General features: G+C 67.9%; 15 protein-coding genes and 1 pseudogene. 5 read left to right on the top strand and 11 right to left on the bottom strand.

Going from position 1 to position 18,326, the window contains the following annotated elements; translation table 11 throughout:
* Positions 1-137 precede the first annotated feature (137 nt).
* The gene (locus ACLIBK_RS20235; protein WP_415389110.1) at positions 138-398 is read left to right on the top strand and encodes a hypothetical protein; all 261 of its coding nucleotides are present in this window, start codon (positions 138-140) and stop codon (positions 396-398) included.
* A 118-nt stretch (positions 399-516) separates the two neighbouring features.
* On the top strand, positions 517-1,095 hold the full coding sequence (locus ACLIBK_RS20230; protein ID WP_415389109.1) for a recombinase family protein: 579 nt from the start codon (positions 517-519) through the stop codon (positions 1,093-1,095).
* 50 nt (positions 1,096-1,145) lie between these two features.
* Here ACLIBK_RS20230 and ACLIBK_RS20225 read toward each other — a convergent pair whose 3' ends face one another.
* From ACLIBK_RS20225 to ACLIBK_RS20180, 10 genes and pseudogenes are all read right to left on the bottom strand, one after another.
* Positions 1,146-1,646 carry a DUF2059 domain-containing protein gene (locus tag ACLIBK_RS20225; protein WP_415389108.1) on the bottom strand — a complete coding sequence of 167 codons (501 nt, stop codon included), beginning with the start codon at positions 1,644-1,646 and terminating at the stop codon, positions 1,146-1,148.
* A 112-nt stretch (positions 1,647-1,758) separates the two neighbouring features.
* Positions 1,759-2,316, bottom strand: coding sequence for a transposase (locus ACLIBK_RS20220; RefSeq protein WP_415389107.1), 558 nt, complete (start codon positions 2,314-2,316; stop codon positions 1,759-1,761).
* Positions 2,317-2,962: 646 nt separating this feature from the next.
* Positions 2,963-5,215, bottom strand: a complete 2,253-nt coding sequence (locus ACLIBK_RS20215; protein WP_415389106.1) for a DUF5906 domain-containing protein — start codon at positions 5,213-5,215, stop codon at positions 2,963-2,965.
* A gap of 1,619 nt (positions 5,216-6,834) precedes the next feature.
* Positions 6,835-7,806: a tyrosine-type recombinase/integrase gene (locus ACLIBK_RS20210; protein ID WP_415389129.1), complete on the bottom strand. Its 972-nt coding sequence runs from the start codon at positions 7,804-7,806 to the stop codon at positions 6,835-6,837.
* Positions 7,807-7,887: 81 nt separating this feature from the next.
* Positions 7,888-8,232: pseudogene (locus ACLIBK_RS20205) on the bottom strand (Arm DNA-binding domain-containing protein); the annotation flags it as partial.
* 126 nt (positions 8,233-8,358) lie between these two features.
* The gene (locus ACLIBK_RS20200) at positions 8,359-8,676 is read right to left on the bottom strand and encodes a phage capsid protein (protein ID WP_415389105.1); all 318 of its coding nucleotides are present in this window, start codon (positions 8,674-8,676) and stop codon (positions 8,359-8,361) included.
* A 381-nt stretch (positions 8,677-9,057) separates the two neighbouring features.
* Complete coding sequence (locus tag ACLIBK_RS20195) at positions 9,058-9,795, bottom strand: capsid assembly protein (protein ID WP_415389104.1); 738 nt, start codon at positions 9,793-9,795, stop codon at positions 9,058-9,060.
* Positions 9,796-9,803: 8 nt separating this feature from the next.
* On the bottom strand, positions 9,804-11,231 hold the full coding sequence (locus tag ACLIBK_RS20190) for a portal protein (RefSeq protein ID WP_415389103.1): 1,428 nt from the start codon (positions 11,229-11,231) through the stop codon (positions 9,804-9,806).
* Between the two features lie 310 nt (positions 11,232-11,541).
* Complete coding sequence (locus tag ACLIBK_RS20185; RefSeq protein WP_415389102.1) at positions 11,542-12,027, bottom strand: hypothetical protein; 486 nt, start codon at positions 12,025-12,027, stop codon at positions 11,542-11,544.
* The gene (locus ACLIBK_RS20180; RefSeq protein ID WP_415389101.1) at positions 12,024-12,467 is read right to left on the bottom strand and encodes a hypothetical protein; all 444 of its coding nucleotides are present in this window, start codon (positions 12,465-12,467) and stop codon (positions 12,024-12,026) included. Before ACLIBK_RS20180 ends, ACLIBK_RS20185 begins: the two co-directional genes overlap by 4 nt.
* Before the next feature lie 126 nt (positions 12,468-12,593).
* On the opposite strand from ACLIBK_RS20180, the gene ACLIBK_RS20175 reads away from it, so the two are divergent.
* Positions 12,594-13,238, top strand: a complete 645-nt coding sequence (locus tag ACLIBK_RS20175) for a S24 family peptidase (RefSeq protein ID WP_415389100.1) — start codon at positions 12,594-12,596, stop codon at positions 13,236-13,238.
* 36 nt (positions 13,239-13,274) lie between these two features.
* Here the strand turns inward: ACLIBK_RS20175 and ACLIBK_RS20170 are convergent, their stop codons facing one another.
* A complete protein-coding gene (locus ACLIBK_RS20170; protein WP_415389099.1) occupies positions 13,275-14,474 on the bottom strand; it encodes an FAD-dependent monooxygenase in 1,200 nt (399 codons plus the stop codon).
* A gap of 229 nt (positions 14,475-14,703) precedes the next feature.
* Between ACLIBK_RS20170 and ACLIBK_RS20165 the strand changes: the two genes are divergently transcribed.
* Positions 14,704-15,627, top strand: coding sequence for an NADP-dependent oxidoreductase (locus ACLIBK_RS20165; protein ID WP_415389098.1), 924 nt, complete (start codon positions 14,704-14,706; stop codon positions 15,625-15,627).
* A gap of 190 nt (positions 15,628-15,817) precedes the next feature.
* Positions 15,818-18,298: a glycogen/starch/alpha-glucan phosphorylase gene (locus ACLIBK_RS20160; RefSeq protein WP_415389097.1), complete on the top strand. Its 2,481-nt coding sequence runs from the start codon at positions 15,818-15,820 to the stop codon at positions 18,296-18,298.
* The last annotated feature ends 28 nt before the right edge of the window (positions 18,299-18,326 follow it).

Genomic DNA, 18,326 nt, shown 5'->3' with positions numbered 1-18,326 from the left:
ATGTCCGAAGGTGCCGCGCAAGCGGTAGCCCAAAGGCGCATGTGCTCGACTAGCTGCGAGTTATCAGCCCCCGGAAGCGTGTGCGCCCTGATAAGCCAGACGCTCCCGGCCATGCTGTCAGCTAGGAGCAACCGGCCATGGCCCGGACTTCAATCCTTTCGCCTGCCCAGCAGAAAAAAGCTGCTGTTCTCGAAACGCTGTTCCCTCTCGCCCTGACTTCTTCATCCGGCTTCGCTGGCGCGACAGCCCGGCGCAAGCTGCGCGCCATGGGATACGACGTGCAGAAGCGCGACGGTCTGTGGACCCTTCGTCCCGCCAGCAGCGCCCCAGATCGCGGCCCGGCGCAGATCATCCCGTTCCCCGGCCGCGCTGCTGCGCCGGTCACGGCGTCTCACTAGGGCTCGCCCTAGCGGGTCGTCTCACCCTGCAGCCGAACCGTCCCACATGGATGGTTCGGCTCAATGAGACGACCCGCCTCCACCACGTCCTAGACCTCACTGAGACAGGAGCCCCGCCATGCTGGTGGGATACGCGCGCACCTCCACCATGGAGCAGGAAGCCGGACTGGACGCGCAGCGGCGCGACCTGGCCGCCGCCGGCTGCGAGCGGATTTTCGCGGAGCAGGTCTCTTCGGTGGCGAAGCGGGCGGAGCTGGAAGCGGCCCTCGCCTTCGTGCGGCAGGGAGACACCCTGGCCGTAGCGAAGCCGGATCGGCTCGCACGCAGCGTCGCGGATCTGCTGTCCATCGTGGCGCAGCTCGAGGCCAAGGGCGTGGCCCTGCGGGTCCTCAGCATGGGCGGCGCCGAAGTGGACACCCGCACCCCTACGGGACGCCTAATGCTGACGATGCTGGGCGCGGTGGCCGAGTTTGAGCGGGCGCTGATGCTGGAGCGCCAACGCGAGGGAATCGCGAAGGCGAAGGCGGACGGCAAGTATCAGGGCCGCGCGCCCACGGCGCAGCGCCAGGCAGCCGAGGTGGCCAGGCTGAAGGCCGAGGGCGCGCGGCCGGCTGAGATCGCCCGGCAGCTCGGCATAGGTCGCGCCAGTGTTTACCGGGTGCTCGGCACTGTCACGGGCCCTGATACGCCGGCCTGAAGACGCAAGGAGCCACCAGCGAGCGCACCGCGGCAGGCGGCTGACCCCTATTACAGGTTGATGCCGCGCTCGCGCAGCGACGCGGCATTCTTCCGCAGCACTTCCCGCGCCACGCGTTGGCCCCACGCTTGGCCAGCTGCCATGCTCTGCTCCACCATTTGCGGCATAATCCGTATCGTCTTGGCACCCAGTGGCGTGGTGTAGAAGGCGGCCAGTTCGCGCAGTTCCTCGACAGTGAAGTTGGCCACATAGATGGCCGTAGCAGCATCCAGGAACTCAGGCAGACGGACGCGGAACTCGGGCATCAAGAGTTCGTCCACTGCCCTCTCCACGGTGGCGGCGGGTAGCTGGGGCGACTGCTGGCGGAGGAGCTGCACTATGGGCGTCCGCATGCCCTCCAACATCTGCTCCATGACGGCTGCCGTGCCGGTAACCTCGATCAGAACCCTCGCAGCAGCCGGCGCGTCGGATTCAGCCGTAGCAGGCTGCGCATCGGCCGGCAGCGCCGGGCAGAGCAGGAAGGCGAGCAGGATGAGGCGGCGCAGGAGCATGGCGGCTGTCCGGGAGGTTAGGCGCTACGAGCCTAAGCCAATCGATCGCACCTCCGAAGTCGACGCTTCGAGGACGGCCTTCCGGAGCTGGCCCGGACGCAAGAGGTAACCGCTACCAGAGTTCTACGGCAGAGGGCTGAGTCTGCTTTTCCGGGGTGGCTTCCTCCGCCACCCCTTCCAGCACCGCGACCTGGCGCCGCGCCTCCTCCAGAGCTGCCTGGGCGGCGGCTATCTGGCGCTCCAGCTGGTCGGCAGACATCTCGTGCAGGTTCTCCTGTCGCCGCGCCCCGGCAACCTCGGCAGCCGCACCAGCCTGAGAGTGGCCACCGAAGGCCAGAAGCTCCTTGGCGGCCTGAAACCGCACAGGGGCCGCGATGCGGAACTGCGTATCGCCCTTCTCGTCCGTGTAGGGGCGGCCCTCGGCGAGTTCCATCATAACCCGCACGCCCAGCGTCGCGCCTTCCGTCCGAAGGAAGTGCTCACGGGCCCGGAGGATCAGGTTGGCGAAGTCCTCCTGAACCATCCAGCGGCGAAGTGTCGCTTCCGAAACGTCGAGCTGGCGGGCGGCATCGGCCACGCTGCTGCAGTTGGCCAGCACCCGTGCGGCTGCTTTTTGCCGCTCCGCTGTGGTGCCCCGAAACGGCACGATGTTGGTTTCGTCAGGGGGCATGGCGAAGCGCTCCGGTGGCGGCTGCTGCGAATGTAATCCGCACGGGGTAGCTCCTGCTACGCCTGCGAGAGATCCTGAAGCAGCACACAGGGAAAAGCCGAGGCGGCTTAGCCGCAGCGGCACAACGGCATGACTACGATGGGGGGGCGATGCGACGCGCACCGAAATGGTGGAACACACCACTCCCTCTTGCCGGATCGGCACCAGAGAGCGAAGCGTGGGGCCCCTGCTCGAAGAACGCCCGAAATCCAGCAGATCAACGACTTGCATGAACGGCGAAGCGCGCAGCGCTGCTTTTCATGCACGGGGGAACCCGCACCGGCCCCACCGACTACCCTACGGTCCAGCTATGTCCACGTCAGCACCGGAACCTGGACACCGAATATCCTAATAATTTCAAGGCTTAGTCCACACTGTCCAGACAGTCTATCAGATTAGGGAATTCAAACATCATAGCCGCTCAGAGGCGACCCACGCCCCGTGCTCTCCCCCACAGAGCCAAAACTGTGTGTGCAGTTCAGAACCGCTAGACAGCCAGGACAGCCAGGACACGCCAGCATTTTCAAAATCTTACGCTGTCCAGGCACGCTTGGGAACCTGGACACGGCGGCTGAACCCTGGACACCATCTAGGCCAATACGCGTGCTTACCCAGCCTCGTCGTCGTGCCAGCTGATTTTCCGGCCAATTTGTAATTCGAAGGCGGCGCGGCACTCTGTGAGCGCCGGGATAAGGTAAGTCCACTTCCGCGAGTTATCGGCCGCCATGTCCGATCCCCTCGGTGGTGGCATGATGAGACGTTGTCCCTCGCTTCGGAAGCTCTTCGGCAAATATGGGCGCAGCTGCCGGAGGAGCGAGTTCTCTGTCGGCAAATGCCCAGTCCAGCGATGCTGACGTGCGCACTCGGCCACCGCCTCGGCAAAGAGGTCCCGCCTGACAACCGGCACCCACTCGGTGCCTTGATCCACGACGGTGTTCGCGCCACCAGTTGTCCGCTGGTAGATGCGCTGCCGATCGGTGATGTACCCCCGCATCAGGAATTCGAACCAGCACCTCGGCGCTGGAGGCAGACTCTCCAAGATCTGGTCGGCCAGGGCGTCAGTGCGGGGCACGGTGCGGACGTCGAACGCGGACAGGTCCTCGTGCTGCAGTTCCCAGAGCAGATGGGCAGCCCCGCCGCCATCGCGCTCCGCTAGAAGATCGCTGAAATACTGGCGGTCCCCCCGCCGCGCCGATGAGACGTCCAGCACGAGATAGCGCCTTTCGTCCGAGGTGGCCGGCACCACCCATTCCTCATTGCTGGTGAACAGGAACCGCGCGCAGCTCCGGATAGGCACTGGATCCACGCCTTTGAGTTCGAGCGTGATTTCCGGTGCGGTTATGAGGTGCTTCAGCGCGCCCTCGGCCGCCTTGTCCCCGGCCCAGAACGCCTCTTCTACCTGGACCAGCAGCGCGCCCCGTAGGCTTGCATTGAACCGCCCGACAAAGTGCTCTTTCTGGCTAACGACCACGCGGGCAGGGCCGAGGATGGGCATCAAGTAATCCCCGACGATGCTCTTCCCCGTACCTTTCCCACCACGCAGGACGACCGCGACCTCAGGTTTACGCGCGGCGTTCTGCACCAAGTCGGCAAGCCAGCCCCACAGGTAGCGGAACACGCCCCGGTCGCCTCCGCACACCACTTCGAGGAGGTGGGACCGGAAGCGCTCGCACGAGCCTGCCTCGCTCGGCTGCACCCCCCACCCGCGCCATAGGTTCAGCGAATTACCCACCATCTCGGGCTCACCTGGGGCGAAGGTGATGCCGTCAGCCGTGCGGCGCTCTGCGGCCTTCATCCAAACTGCAACCCGGTTCAGGTGCCGGCCGCTGGGCAACTGGATGAGCCGGGAGTCATAGAAGGCTTGGAGCTCGCGCGGCGGCACGAACCGCCAGATCGCATGGCCATTCTCGTCGCAGTAATGGCGGGCGATGCGTGTGTTCGTACCCACCAAGACACAGATGTGCTCGGCGTTCATTGCCTTTACTGCTTCTGCCACCACACCCGACGTCGCGTCTGACTGCCCTGGAGAACCACCCTGCAGAACCGGGGCATCCACCCCGGCGAACGCCAGCTTGGCTGACCCGATCCAGCCGTTTCCTCGGGCGCGCTCTTCGATCCAGCTCCAGCCGACACTGTAGGGCGGCCGCAGCGACGCCCAGGCTTTCTGCCAATCCGATTCCGTGTCGCTTCCGCCCTCCCATCGCTCGCACCACGCCCAAGCGAGCTCCTGGCCGTCGTCGTCCAGCAGGCCCTGCGAAGCGGCACGGATCGCCGCCAGTCCAGTAATCCACTCCACGCGGGAAGCGCACTGGTTGGGCAGCACAGCCATGGCTTCCTGTAGGGCCTCGGCAGAAGGAGCCATTAGCGTTGCTTGGTCGGCGACAGCACGCCCCTCGCCCGTGCTGGCGGCGGTTACCACGACCACCCCGCCCCAGCCCTGCACCAGCTTCTCCAACTCCGCGAAGACCTGTTGCACCAGCTCGAGGGTGAGCACTCGCCACTCGGCTGCCGGCGTCACTCCCTGGGGCCAGGCGTAGAGCTTGCCGGTGCCGGGGTGCTCGCCGGCGACCACGTACTGCTGGCCGTCGCCGCGGATCTCCAGATGCTCCTTGGTGCCGTCCGGCAGTTCCCACTCGACCTTGCGCCAGCGGATGGGCTGCCCCTCCACGGCGGAGTAGGGCAGCAGGAAGCGGGGATGCCGGCCAAAGCGCACTGGCGTGTCGCCGCAGATACGCACGATCAGCGCGTGCACAGTGCGTGCCCGGTCCCGATTGCTGATATCGCCATCCCAGGCTGGGTAGCGGGTGCCGTTCAGACCGATGCTGCAACCCATCAGCTGCCACTTGGCGATATCATCCATCGCTGCCCGGCCGATGCGCCAGCCGCCCCAGCCATACCAGCGACCACCGATGCCACGCAGCCCGGGTGTCTTCCCGCTGCACGGTGCTCTTGCTGGACAAAGCGACACCGGGCGGAATGACCGGTACCAGCCAGGGGCCAAAGCCAAGATCAGTCCAATGCTTCCAGGAACGAGCAGGATCGAACACGCGATCGCTGCTCTTGTTGGTCGCTATTGCGTACACGGGCGACACAGCCGCTGCGCTCGAGCCCTGCGGGGGCATCAGTTAGGTCTACCAACAACTGGGTCTATTGCCCGGAGTTCCGGGTATGCGCATCCGCTTTCGTCGGGAATGATGCCCTCGAGTACGTAACAGGCGCCGTCACCCAGGATCTCCACCGATCCCTTTGCCCCATTGGGGAGGCGGAAGTGCATACGGCGAGATTGCCAAGGTTCCGCCAAGGCGCCCTGCCGATACATCATCAGCCATCGGGGTCCCGGACCTGTTCGCAGCGCACCATTGCCGAGGCGTCGTCGCGTCAATGCAAGGAGCTCGTTCGCCATGCTTGGGCCCGCCGTGTCACACCACACGGCAGGAAAGTGACGCGCCTGTATGCCGACGCCGGCTCCCCAAGCTGCCCACTCATCAAGATCAGCTGTGGATGCTTCGTAGCCGTTCCAGTCCTGCCACAGCTGCCAGCAACCATTTGCCTGCCGCTTACCAGGCACTCGTCCTCTTAGTGCAAGAGAGCGGTTGCCGGCATCAGCTTCGAGAACTGCGTTCGGCGGGATAATCGGCAGGAGCGAAGCCCCGAAACCTTTATCCGCCCACTTGCGGAAGGTGTTGTGTTCACTCCTGCTGTGCCCGGTGGCTTGCAAGCCACTGCTGGTAGGTGCGGTGCTTGTTGGCGAGTCTTCATTGGCGTCCAACACAGCCGATTGCTGCTGACGTTCAGATCGATGCTCGTACATCGGCTAGGCTGCCTTCGCGCGTGCTGCGGGCGCCCAGCGTCCGGGGTCAGTGTCCGGCACCAAGTCCTCCGCTCTGACCTGCCGCGCGACCCTGTCCTTCTCTCGCTGCTCCCATGCGGCCACAACTGACAGCCGCCAATACCGGCGCCCTGTCTTCGTGTGGCGGAGCGGGGGATCGAGAGGATTCTCGTCTGGTTCCCGCTTTAGGCACCGGTGCAGCGTTGGTTTGCTGCCGATGAATCCCCTCGCAATAACTGCCGCCGTATCGAGGAAAGGATCTTCGTGAGCGCTCGACTGCTCTTTCGCTTTCAGCATCTGTCATCCGCTTCCAAGAGGTGACTGTCGGGCCACGCCCCGCACCCCTGCTTGCTGTTGGATCGACAGAGCCTCACGGCTCAGGTGTCGGGGCCTCTCCTGGGCCTCCCTCACTAGGCGGAAATCCCACGAGGCCGTTCCGCCTCGAGCCGCTTCGCTTTGTCCCCTCGGCCGAAGCCGACGCTCTGGCCCTGCGCTGGGCTACATCTCGCAGCATCCGCTTCGGATGCCGGGACTGACACGGTGCTAACTTGGGCAAGAAAGTCGGCGTGAAGCAACATAAAAAACCAGAAAAAACATTGCCTTATGTCAAGCCGGGTTGACATGTGACGCTGTTTTTTGCGAAAAATTCGCTATGATTTAACTGCTCCAACCTGTCGCTCGACTTCCTTCAGTAGCCGCATTTCCCAGTTCTCCAGTACATCCGACATCTGCTGTAGGCGGCGGCTTCGATCGTAGACTGCTGTAATGCCGATTCGGGCGGTCGGTGCGTGGTGTAGGAGTCGGGTGATGACGGCCTCATCCTCTCCCGCCTCGCCCATCGCAGTCGCGATACCGCCTCGGATGTCGTGCACCACCCAACCTTTCGGCAGGTCAGGACATCGCTTCCGCAGCCGCGCAGCGAGCGTTCCCCAGCCCGCGAAGGGGGTGCGCCCTGCAGTAACCGAAAACACGAACTCTCCTATCCCGCGCACCCCATGCAGGTCACGCAGCAGCTGAACCGATCGAGGCGGCAACGGCATAACGTGCGGTCGCCTTCCCTTCATTCGCCCGGCTGGGATCTCAAGTCTGGCGCCACGGAACTGACCACCGTCCTGCGTTTCGACAGTGCTCGCTTCCGTCTCACCCTGGATCTCGCTCCAGGAAAGCCCAGTGATCTCCTCGCGCCTCATCGGCAGCAGACAGAGAAGGCGCACGAGGAAGCGTAGGTGCGGCTGTTCCTCTTCGGCTGCACGCCACAACTGCGCCAAGTGCTGTGGCCGCAGCAGTACCTTTGTCTCCTCGCGCAAAGCTCGTTCACCTGGCTCCTCGGCAACAGGACGTGGAACCACTGGCGCGACGCCGGGCGGCAGTCGGCCTTCGCGCGTCGCCCAGCTGAGAAGCGCTCCGACATGGAGATGCACGCGGTTGACCATGGCCGTGAGTGTTCCTTCTGGCCCTTTCCCATTCGCTGACTTCACAGCGGCCAGCTCACGGTAGAGGCCGGTCAGGTCTCCCCGGTTCAAATCCGTCAGTCGCTTGTTTCCTAACGTCGGTAACACGTGATTCTCGAACAGGCGCTGAACATTGCGGCAATACCGGGCCGAGCGGCCCTGCTGCTTCAAGGCGGTTATCAGATCGGTTACGCTCGCAGCCACAGTGGCTGCCTGCACCGGATTGTACACCGCAGCAGTGGTTCGAGGATCACGCCCAATTTGAGTGGCGCTGCGAGCTTCGGTCGCACGCGTTCTCGCCTCAGCGACGGTCGCGGCGTCCAGGCGCACGCGACGCAAGCCGCCGTTGGCCCGCCAGCGAAAGTAGAAGGCGATGCGCCCGCCGGGTGAGACCCGGGCCGTTAGCCCTGCAATGGCGATGTCGGAGAGGTCGATCGGCTTCGTGAGTTGCCGGCTAGCGAGGTCGAGCAGTTTTCGGTCGGTTAGATTGGTCCGTCGATTTTGCCGCGGCAGACCAGCCCTGCTCTCCGTTGCCGGCCGATTCGCGCTGTCCGCGGTGACTGTTGGAGCTGGTTGACGCGTCCCACCACCTCTCATCGTGCCACTGACCTCCTGCCCTCGCTGATGGGCTGATCACATTTTGTGGCACACACTCTGGCACTCTGGCTATACCTAAACCCTTCACGCGTCAGTAGCGTTTCATTCTACATTTCATCGCATAGATCATTGTTTTGGTGGTCGTTCTAAGCTCTGCTGAACCGCCGATGAGACACTCAAAAACCCCCTCTTACACTCGCCGGCGTAGTAGTCCTGCAGGAAGCACTCGGCGGTGCCATGGTTGAGGTTCATCACCGGCACGGCGCCGGCGCGCGGCTTGGCCGCCGCGACGCCCTTGCCGACGCGGGGAAACACGGTGGAGGCACCCTTGATGCCGCTCTTGGAGCGCACGGTCGGGCGCAGCTTGCTGCCCTGGCGCTGGTAGGCCTCGTGCACCTCGGCCTGGAACTGCTTGGTGAAGGCGTCGTCGATCTGTCCGGGCACGCGCATTCTCCGCGATGGGGAAAGGGGGACGGGAAACGCCGAGAGCCCGGTTCCCCCCTGAAGCGGAGGCCGGGTTCCTGCGGCACGAAACGACGCGCGCCCGCGCCACGGCCTTCGCGGGGAAGGCGGCGGCGCGGGTTGGGCGCGTCGGGAATGGGGCGGAAACTACGACGGGGGCGGGCGGCGTCAGGGGGAAGAGAGACGCCACCCGCCCCCGTGAAGCCGGGTCCGTCCGAGGGGGGAAGACGGAACCGGCGCGACGACGATGCCTGTCACCCTGGGGGGATGCGTGGGAAACAGGCTATTGCGTCGTCGCGAAAGCTACGAGCCTAGAACGTGACTCGTCCACCTCGGTTCGGGGTGGATTCCTGAGTCGCGCGATCAACCACCCGTGAGCCGACGGAAGCCTTCCGTCACGCGCTTCACGAACTCCGGCTCACGCGATCGCCAGTAGCGCGGGTCGCGCATCATCTTGCGCAACCCTTCCTCGTCGGCCGGCTCCGGCGCCTCGGCGCGCCGGCCCATCGGCGGCTCGCCCTTCTGCATCATGTCGTGCAGCGCGGTGACGCCCTCGGCGGTGGTGCTGAGCGCCTCGAACACCTCGGCCGGCAGGTTGGCGCGGCCCCAGGCCGAGATCTGCCGGGCGATCTGGGCGAAGCGCTCCTCGCCGCCGAAGGCCGCGCGCAGCTTGTCGAGCTGCCGCTGCGCCTCGACCTGCGCGGCCGCTTCGGTCACCACCGGCAGCAGCCGCTCCGCCGCCAGGTCGTAGACCAGCTGCACCTGCGCGGGGGTGAAGTTGGCGGCGTGCAGCCGGGCGTTCACCGCCGCGTCCGGGCCGCACAGCGCGTGCCGCGCGGTGACCTCGTAGCCTTCCGGGTGCTCGGGCACGCCCAGCAGCCGCAGGAAGCGCTGCCGCTCCTCCTCCGGCGCGTCGGCGCCGGGGGGTGCGACGCGCTGCGACAGCTTGCGCTCCAGCTCGCGGTAGGATTTCAGCAGGGCTTCCACGCGCAAGGTGCCGGTCTCGGCGTTCCAGAACTTCTCGGGCACTTCCTCGGGGCGGGACGGGGCAGCACCAGCGGCCACGCCGTCCTGGGCGGCATCCAGCAGGCTGTCGGACATGCGCGGGATCACTCCTCGGTGGAACGGTCGGCCAGCACCTCGGCCGGGGCGGCCAGGATGCGGGCAAGGTGGCGGGCAGCGGCGGGCAGGTTCAGCTCGGCCGCGGCGGCCGGGCCCAGCCCGGACACCGCCTGCAGGAACAGCAGCAGGTTGGCGGCATCCGCCCTGCCCTGCACCCGCGCCAGGGGCGACTGGTAGCTGAGCCGCGCTTCCCGCCCGTCCAGCAGCACCGGCGGCACCTCGCCGCGGCGGCGCAGGATGCTCAGGCAGCGCGCGATCAGCGGCGTCAGCAGCTCGGCCTGCAGGCGGCCATAGGTGGCGCCGAGGATGCGCACGGTTTCCGCCGAGCGCTCCAGCACCTCCGTCGCCGTCATCCGCGCATCCGACGGCCGGCCCAGCCGGTCCGTCAGCATCGCGGTGCGGATGCGCGCCCGCAGGTCGGACAGCACCAGCTGTGACACGTCGAAATTACCGGGCGCCGCCAGCGGCGTCAGGCCGGAGGAGCCGGGCGCCTTGGGGATGATGGCCCCGGGCACCAGCCGCACCGTGGCGGGGTTCAGCACCCCGTCATCATCCGCTTGCCAGATGCCCGTCGCGGCGATGGAGGCGTTCTTCAGCACCAGCTCCACCACCTTGTTGGCGGTGCGGACGTCCGGCAGCACCTTCATGACGGGGCCGCGGCCATAGGATTCGCCCGGCGCCTTCATCCAGCGAAAGGCGATGAACGGCGACTGGGCGAAGCGCCCCTCGGCCAGCAGCACCGCCCCGCCATCGAGGTCCAGCACCGCCGCGAAAGCGACGCCGGCCCGGTCGGGCCACACCGCTTCCACCACCCGGAAGCGCTCGCCGGCCTCACCGGGCGGCAGGAGTGCCGTGGGCCAGCGCGCCGTGATCGTGGCGCGGTCCAGCCGGGCAGCACGGAACACCGTGTCCAGCCGGCCCGAGGCACCTTCCTCCAGCACGCATTCGCGCAGCGGCACGGCCTGGAAGCGCAGGGCGGACATCTCGCCGGGGGCGGCCTCCTCCACCAGCAGCACACCGGTACCGGCCACCACCAGGTCCAGGAAGGCCTGGTGCATCTCCAGCGCGAAGGAGGAACGGTCGAGATGGCCCTGCAGCGTGTCCGCCGCATTCTCCAGCGCCTCGGCGGCGGCACGGCCATCCGGGCCCTCCGCCAACTCGCGGCCGGGGGACAGGCCGAACCAGCGGGACCAGGGAGGCGTCAGCTCGGCGAGCAGCGAGGCGGAAAGCTGCTCGGCGGCATCGGCGGCAGTGGCGTCGAACAGGGTGGGGCCGCCGCTGCCGGGGGTGGTGGCCAGCACGTGCTCGTAGCATTCGCGCCATACGCCCTCCCAGGGACGGCGCGCCTCCAGCGCGGCGGCGTGGCGGGCGAGGATCGCGTCCGGCGTCACGCCGGAGCCGGGATGCGGGCTCATCGTGCCGACCTCGGGGCCTGTGCCAGCTGCGACGCCAGCGGATGAGGGATGGCCATCACGGCCCCGCCGGCACGACGCGACGGCAAGCCCGGCTTGCCGACCAGGAAGGCGCCGCCGTGGGCTGCGGAACCGTTGCCGGTCACCCTCGCCATCGGGGCACGGAACGAAACACCCATGCGCGCGTGCTCTCCTGGGTCCGGTGTGAGAGGGTCCCGAAAAAGCCGTGGGCCCGACCGGATGATCCGGTCGGGCCCACGAGGAGGTTCGGGAAGGGAGCAACGGGCGCAGCTCGCCCGTTGATGACGGTGTTCTAACGCGAGAGAACACCGTCCGTCAAGAACATTTTCCTCATAATAGTATTTTTTTCTTCGAGAGCACGGAACAGCCCGTAGGGCGTCATGGCGCGGGGCGAACCCGGACCCAGCAGCGCACGGCACAGCGTCACGCAGGAAAAGGGCGACAGCCAGGGACGCCGGGCCGCCGGCGCGGCCGGCACGAAGGGACCGAGTACGGCGCAGCCGGCGCGCCGCCAGAAGGCCGGAAGGTCGAACCCCGCGGGCACGTCGAGTCGCACCACCAGCAACCGTCCCGACAAGGGGTCGAGCACGGTCCAGCCCCCGGCATCCCGGAGCCCGGCGAAGCAGTGCCGGAAGCCCGGGCGCAGCAGCCGCAGCCAGAACTGGTCGGCCCGGCCGCCGAAGCCGAGCCAGAGTTCCTGTTCCCCTGCCTGCCGCCGGTGCGACGGGTGCGCCGCCGGCTGCCCCGTCGCCGAGTCGTCCCCTTCCCCGAGTTTCACGACCGGGCGGCATCCAGCGACACCACGGTGCCGCCGGCCGATGCCGCGGGAGAGGTGAGTTCGCCGGCCACGATTCCCTTGATGCGCAGCGGCCATTCCAGCCGGTCGAGCGCCTCGGTCCAGAGCCGGTGGTCGTGCCGCTCGCGCGGGTGGTTGGCGCTGGGCCGTTCGCCGCGCTCGCCCCAGATCCGCAGGATGCGCGCGTGGGACAGGTCCACCCGGCGCTGGCGGTACAGGCGGTCGAGGCACTTCACCACGTCGTCCGGCTCGCAGGGCCGCACCACCGCGCCGCGGCCGGCCACGATGCGGGCCCCTTCCTGCCGGGCGATCAGCGCCGACATGGTCCAGAACCACGCCTCCTCGGCGCTGCGGAAGGGCTCCGCCTTGCTGATGGCGGCGAAGCGGCCGGGACCGGTGGGGCGCGCTGCGGCAGGGGTCATCGTGGGCTTCCTCGACCTGGACGGGAACAATGAGTGAACACTGCACTCGCTACTTCGTGAACGTCAATCGTTTTGTAAGAGAAAGTTCCTATTGATCAACGACTGCGCACCTAGGATAAAGGACCCATGCAGCACAACGACATTTGGCGCGCTTTGGACGCGCTGGCGGCGGAGAACGGCCTCTCCGCCTCCGGCCTCGCCCGCAAGGCGGGCCTGGACCCCACGGCCTTTAACCCGTCCAAGCGGACGGGCCCGGACGGGCGGGCGCGCTGGCCCTCCACGGAAAGCGTGGCCAAGGTGCTCAGCGCCACCAACACCGGGATGGATGCCTTCGCCAGCCTGATCACGGGCGCCGCGATGAACTTCCGCTCCCCCGTGCGGGCGATGCGGCGCATCCCGCTGATCGGCCTCGCCCAGGCCGGCAGCGCCGGTTATTTCGACGATGGCGGCTATCCCGTGGGGGCCGGCTGGGACGAGATCAGCGTGCCCGAGATCCCCGACCCCAATGCCTATGCGCTGGAGATTTCCGGCGAATCGATGGAGCCGGTGTTCCGCGACGGCGACACCATCATCGTGTCCCCCGGCGCCCCGGTGCGGCGCGGCGACCGCGTGGTGGTACGCACCCGCGGCGGCGAGGTGATGGCCAAGGAGCTGCTGCGCCAATCCGCCCGCAAGGTGGAACTGTCCTCGCTCAACCCCGCCCACCCGAACTACAGCTTCGACCTGGCCGAGATCACCTGGATGCACCGCGTCGTCTGGGCCAGCCAGTAGCGCCGCGGCGGCTTCACCCGCGTCGGGGATGCCCCCTCACGCCGCAGCGGAGCGCAGCGCGGCCGGGGGGTCCGCCCCGTCATAGAGCCAGGCAAGGCAGCGGAAGTAATCCTCCTCGGAGCGTTCCCCGAAGGTCTGACGCCGGACGTCCCGCGCGATGCCGTCGCAGTGGTAGACGTCCCAGAGTGCACGGGATTCCAGTTGCACGCGGGAGGTCCGGACGTAGCGCTCGGCGGCGTAGCGGCGAAAGGCCGCGGCGTGGTCGCCCGCCGCCTGCCCGACCAGCTCGGCGAGAAACGACCCGTCCTCGATCGCCATGCAGGCCCCCTGCGCCAGGGATTGCAGCGTGGGGTGCGCGGCGTCCCCCAGCAGCGTGACGCGGCCATGGCTCCAGTGCCGGATCGGCGCGCGGTCCGAGATCGGCCAGCGCCGTTCCAGGCTCATCAGGGACAGCAGCGTCTTCATGGCGGGATGCGCGTCGCGATAGGTGTGCTGCAGCTCCGCCTTGTAGGCGGCAGGGTCGCGGCGCTGCGCATGGGTTTCGGTGCGGAACACCGCCACGATGTTGAACACGCTGTTGGCCCGCAGCGGGTAGTGCACGATGTGGAAGCCCGGCCCGCCCCACAGGATGACCTCGTCGCGGCGCACATGGGCGGGCACCTGCTCCATGGGCACCAGGGTGCGATGCGCGACGTAGCCGACCGCGTCCGGCTCGCCCTCCGCGCGCAGCTGCGCCCGCACGGCGGAACGCAGACCATCCGCGCCGATCAGCGCCGCGCCGCGGATTTCCCGCCCTTCCGCCGTCCGCACGCGGACCCCGTCGTCGCCCGCCTCGAAGCCGGCCACGGCGGTGGAAGGCTCCAGCGTGATGCCGGGCGTGTCCCGGCAGGCGGCCAGCAGGATCTCGTAGAGGTCGACGCGGTGGATCACGACGTAGGGGTGCCGGAAGCGCCGCTGAAAGGAAGCGCCGGTGGGGATGCGCGCGACCTCCTCGCCGGACAGCGCGTCCAGCATCAGCACCGCGGGGGGAAGATGCGCGGCCCCCAGCACCGCCTCGCGCAACCCGAGCCGTTCCAGGTGGGGGAACACATTGGGCCCGAGCTGGATGCCGTAGCCGATCGCCTCGAAGGCCGGGGCCTGTTCCAGCACCCGCACGGCGATGCCCCTGCGGCCCAGCGCCAGGGCCGTGAACAGCCCGCCGAGACCGCCGCCCGCCACCAGGATCGGTTCTTCCATCCCATCGCTCCCGCTGCGGGCGCGCTCCCCGGCCCGCTTTCCCGGAGGCTTAGGACCGGGCACCGGGCTGGGCAACATCCCACGCCCGCCACTGGGCAGCGAAGCACAGGCGCCGCGTCCCGCGCCCGGCAAGGCGCCGCGCCGTTGACAGGGAACCCGGCTGCCGGATCAGTGGCGCCGCCATCTTCGCGCCCGGCGAAGGGCGCGCAGCCGCAGGGGACGACCATCAATGAAGGCCATCATCCTCTCCCGCCATGGCGGGCCCGAGGTCCTGCGCTACGGCGACGCGCCCGATCCGGTGGCCGGGCCGGGCGAGGTCGTGGTCGACATTCACGCGGCCAGCGTCAACGCGGCCGACTACAAGGTCCGGAACGGCGGCGGGATCTACGACACCACCTTTCCGCACATCCTCGGCCGCGACTTTTCGGGCGTGGTCAGCGCCCTCGGCGCGGGGGTGTCCGCTTTCTCCCCCGGCGACGCGGTGTTCGGCGTCACCGATCGCGGCATCGAGGGTGCCTATGCAGAGAAGCTCGCGATCAGCGCCGCCCTCCTCGCCCGCAAGCCCGACCGCCTCGGCCATGTCGAGGCCGCGGCGGTGGCCCTGGCCGGCCTCACGGCGCTCTGGGCCATCGAGGATACCGGGCGGCTGCAGCGCGGCGAAACTGTGCTGATCCAGGGCGGGGCGGGCGGCGTGGCCGGCTTCGCCATCCAGCTCGCCAAGCATCTCGGTGCCCAGGTGATCACCACCGCCAGCGCCGCCAACCACGACTACGTCCGCCAGCTCGGGGCGGACCGGGCCATCGACTACCGGAACGAGGACTTTACCACCCTCGTTTCCGACTGCGACATGGTGTTCGACACGGTGGGCGACGAAGTACAGCTCCGCTCCTTCAAGGTTCTGCGGCCCGGCGGGCGGCTGGTCTGGATCGCCCCGGCCCCCGTGGGCTCCCACCCGCCCCGGACGGATGTAGACGTGCTGCGCCCTCCCGTGACCCGCGACCGCGCGCACCTGGAGCGCATCCTTCACCTGCTCGAATCCGGGGCGGTGCGGCTGCCCGCGATCACCCGCTACGCCCTGGCCGACGCGGCCGAGGCCCATCGGGTCAGCGAATCCCGGCACCTCCGGGGCAAGCTGGTGCTGGAGGTGCGCTGAACGGGTCGGACAGGCCCGAACAGGAACAATCCCGTCCCTCGGTCCGGCCCTGCTGTGCTAAGGTTCCCGCCCCGATGCTGCATCCGTTAGCTGATCCGCAAGCAGCAATTCGCAACCATAGCGCGAAAATGCTGGACAACCCGGGCTGATCGGCCAGATTCCGCTTCGTTCCTCCAAGCAAGGTCTTCCCGTGGACACCATCGCCGCGCCCGCCCATGACCTCGACAGCACCACATCGGGCAGCCCGCCTCGGGCCGAGGTGGAGGAGCTGCGCCAGAGCATCCTGTCCAAGCTGATCTACCAGGTCGGCGGCACGCAGGAGCGCGCCAGCGAGCGCGACTGGTTCCTGGCCGCGGCCCTCGCCACCCGCGACCGGATCGTGGACGGCTGGCGCACCTCCAACACCGATACGCGGGAAAGCGGGGACAAGCAGGTCTGCTACATGTCCCTGGAGTTCCTGATCGGCCGCCTGCTGTCGGACGCGCTGGGCAATCTAGGCCTGACGGAAACCGTGCGGGAGGCCCTGAAGGGGCTGGGCGTGGAACTAGACGCCGTGCTGGCGCAGGAAGCCGATGCCGCCCTGGGCAATGGCGGGCTGGGCCGCCTCGCCGCCTGCTTCATGGAAAGCATGGCCAGCATCGGCATCCCCGCCTACGGCTACGGCATCCGCTATGAGCACGGGCTGTTCCGACAGGTGATCGAGGACGGCCAGCAGCACGAGCTGCCGGAAGACTGGCTGAACTTCGGCAATCCCTGGGAGTTCGAGCGCGCCGGGATCAGCTACGACATCGGCTTCGGCGGCTACGTGCAGGCCGAGCTGGTGCCCGGCGGCATCCCCAAGCTGGTCTGGCACCCCAGCGAAACCGTGCGCGCGGTGGCCTACGACACGCCGGTGGTGGGCTGGCGCGGCAAGCGGGTGAACACGCTGCGGCTGTGGTCGGCGCGGGCCAAGGACCCTCTGCGGCTGGCCGAGTTCAACCGCGGCGACCACGTCGGCGCGCAAACCGACCGCGTCCGGGCGGAAGCGATCTCCCGCGTGCTGTACCCGGGTGACGAGACCCCGGCAGGGCAGGAACTGCGGCTGCGACAGGAATACTTCTTCGCCTCTGCCTCCCTGCAGGACATGCTGCGGCGGCAGCTCGCCCTGTACGGCGAGGTCCGATCGCTGGCCGACAAGGTGGCGGTGCAGCTCAACGACACTCATCCGGCAATCGGCGTGGCCGAGCTGATGCGGCTGCTGCTGGACGTGCACGGACTGGAATGGGACGAGGCCTGGGACATCACCCGGGCCACCTTCTCCTACACCAACCACACGCTGATGCCGGAAGCGCTGGAAGCCTGGCCGGTGTCGCTGATGGAACGGCTGCTGCCTCGCAACATGCAGCTGATCTACCTGATCAACGCCCGTCACCTCGACGCCGCCCGGCGGGAGGGGGGCAACGACGCGTTGCTGGCCGCCGTGTCACTGATCGACGAGGAGCACGGCCGGCGCGTGCGGATGGGGCACCTGGCCTTCGTGGGCTCCCACAAGATCAACGGCGTTTCGGCCCTGCACACCGGGCTGATGCGGCAGACCGTCTTTGCCGACCTCAACCGCGTCCTGCCCGGGCGCATCACCAACAAGACCAACGGCATCACCTTCCGCCGCTGGCTGCTGCGCGCCAATCCCGGCCTGACCCGGCTGCTGGTGGACACGCTGGGCGAGGGCGTGCTGGACGATCCCGGCCTGCTGGAAGGGCTGGCCGACCATGCGGGCGACCCGGCTTTCCAGAACCGCTTCGCCGCCCAGCGCCGGGTGGCCAAGGAGGCCCTGGCCTCCCTGATCGCGCAGCGGATCGGCGTGGCTGTGGACCCGGCCGCGCTGTTCGACGTGCAGATCAAGCGCATCCACGAGTACAAGCGCCAGCTGCTGAACGTGCTGCAGACCGTGGCGCTCTACAACGCGATGCGGGCGCGCCCGACCGGCGACTGGGTGCCGCGGGTCAAGGTCTTCGCCGGCAAGGCGGCCGCCAGCTATCACCAAGCCAAGCTGATCATCCGCCTGGCACACGACGTGGCGCGGGTGGTCAACAACGACCCTACCGTGCATGGCATGCTGAAGGTGGCCTTCCTGCCGAACTACAACGTGTCCCTGGCGGAGATGATCATTCCCGCGGCCGACCTCAGCGAGCAGATCTCCACCGCCGGGCTGGAAGCTTCCGGCACCGGCAACATGAAGCTGGCGCTGAATGGCGCCATCACTATCGGCACGCTGGACGGTGCCAACGTAGAGATCCGGGAGCGCGTGGGCCCCGAGAACATCGTGATCTTCGGCCTCACCGCCGCGGAGGTCGCGGCCCGGAAGCAGCAGGGCTACGACGCCCGCGCTGCCGTCGCCGCGTCACCCAGCCTGGCCGGGGTGCTGGACGCCGTGGCCTCGGGCGTTTTCTCGCCGGAGGAGCCGGGCCGCTACCGCGGGCTGGTGGACGGGCTGCTGAATCACGACACCTTCCTGGTCACCGCCGACTTCGACAGCTACGACGCCGCGCAGCGCGAAGTGGCCGCCCGCTGGAATGATCCGGCAGCCTGGTGGCGGGCCAGCATCCTGAACACGGCACGGGTCGGCTGGTTCTCCTCCGACCGCACCATTCGTGAATATGCCGAGGAAATCTGGGGGTTGCCGCCGCGCTGATGCTGCAAGGCAGGGGGGTGGTCGCCCC

This window comes from Roseomonas sp. BN140053, from assembly GCF_047690175.1.
Lineage (GTDB): Bacteria > Pseudomonadota > Alphaproteobacteria > Acetobacterales > Acetobacteraceae > Roseomonas.
Note: the sequence above shows the minus strand (reverse complement) of the source record. Positions and strands in the feature narration are given on the sequence as shown.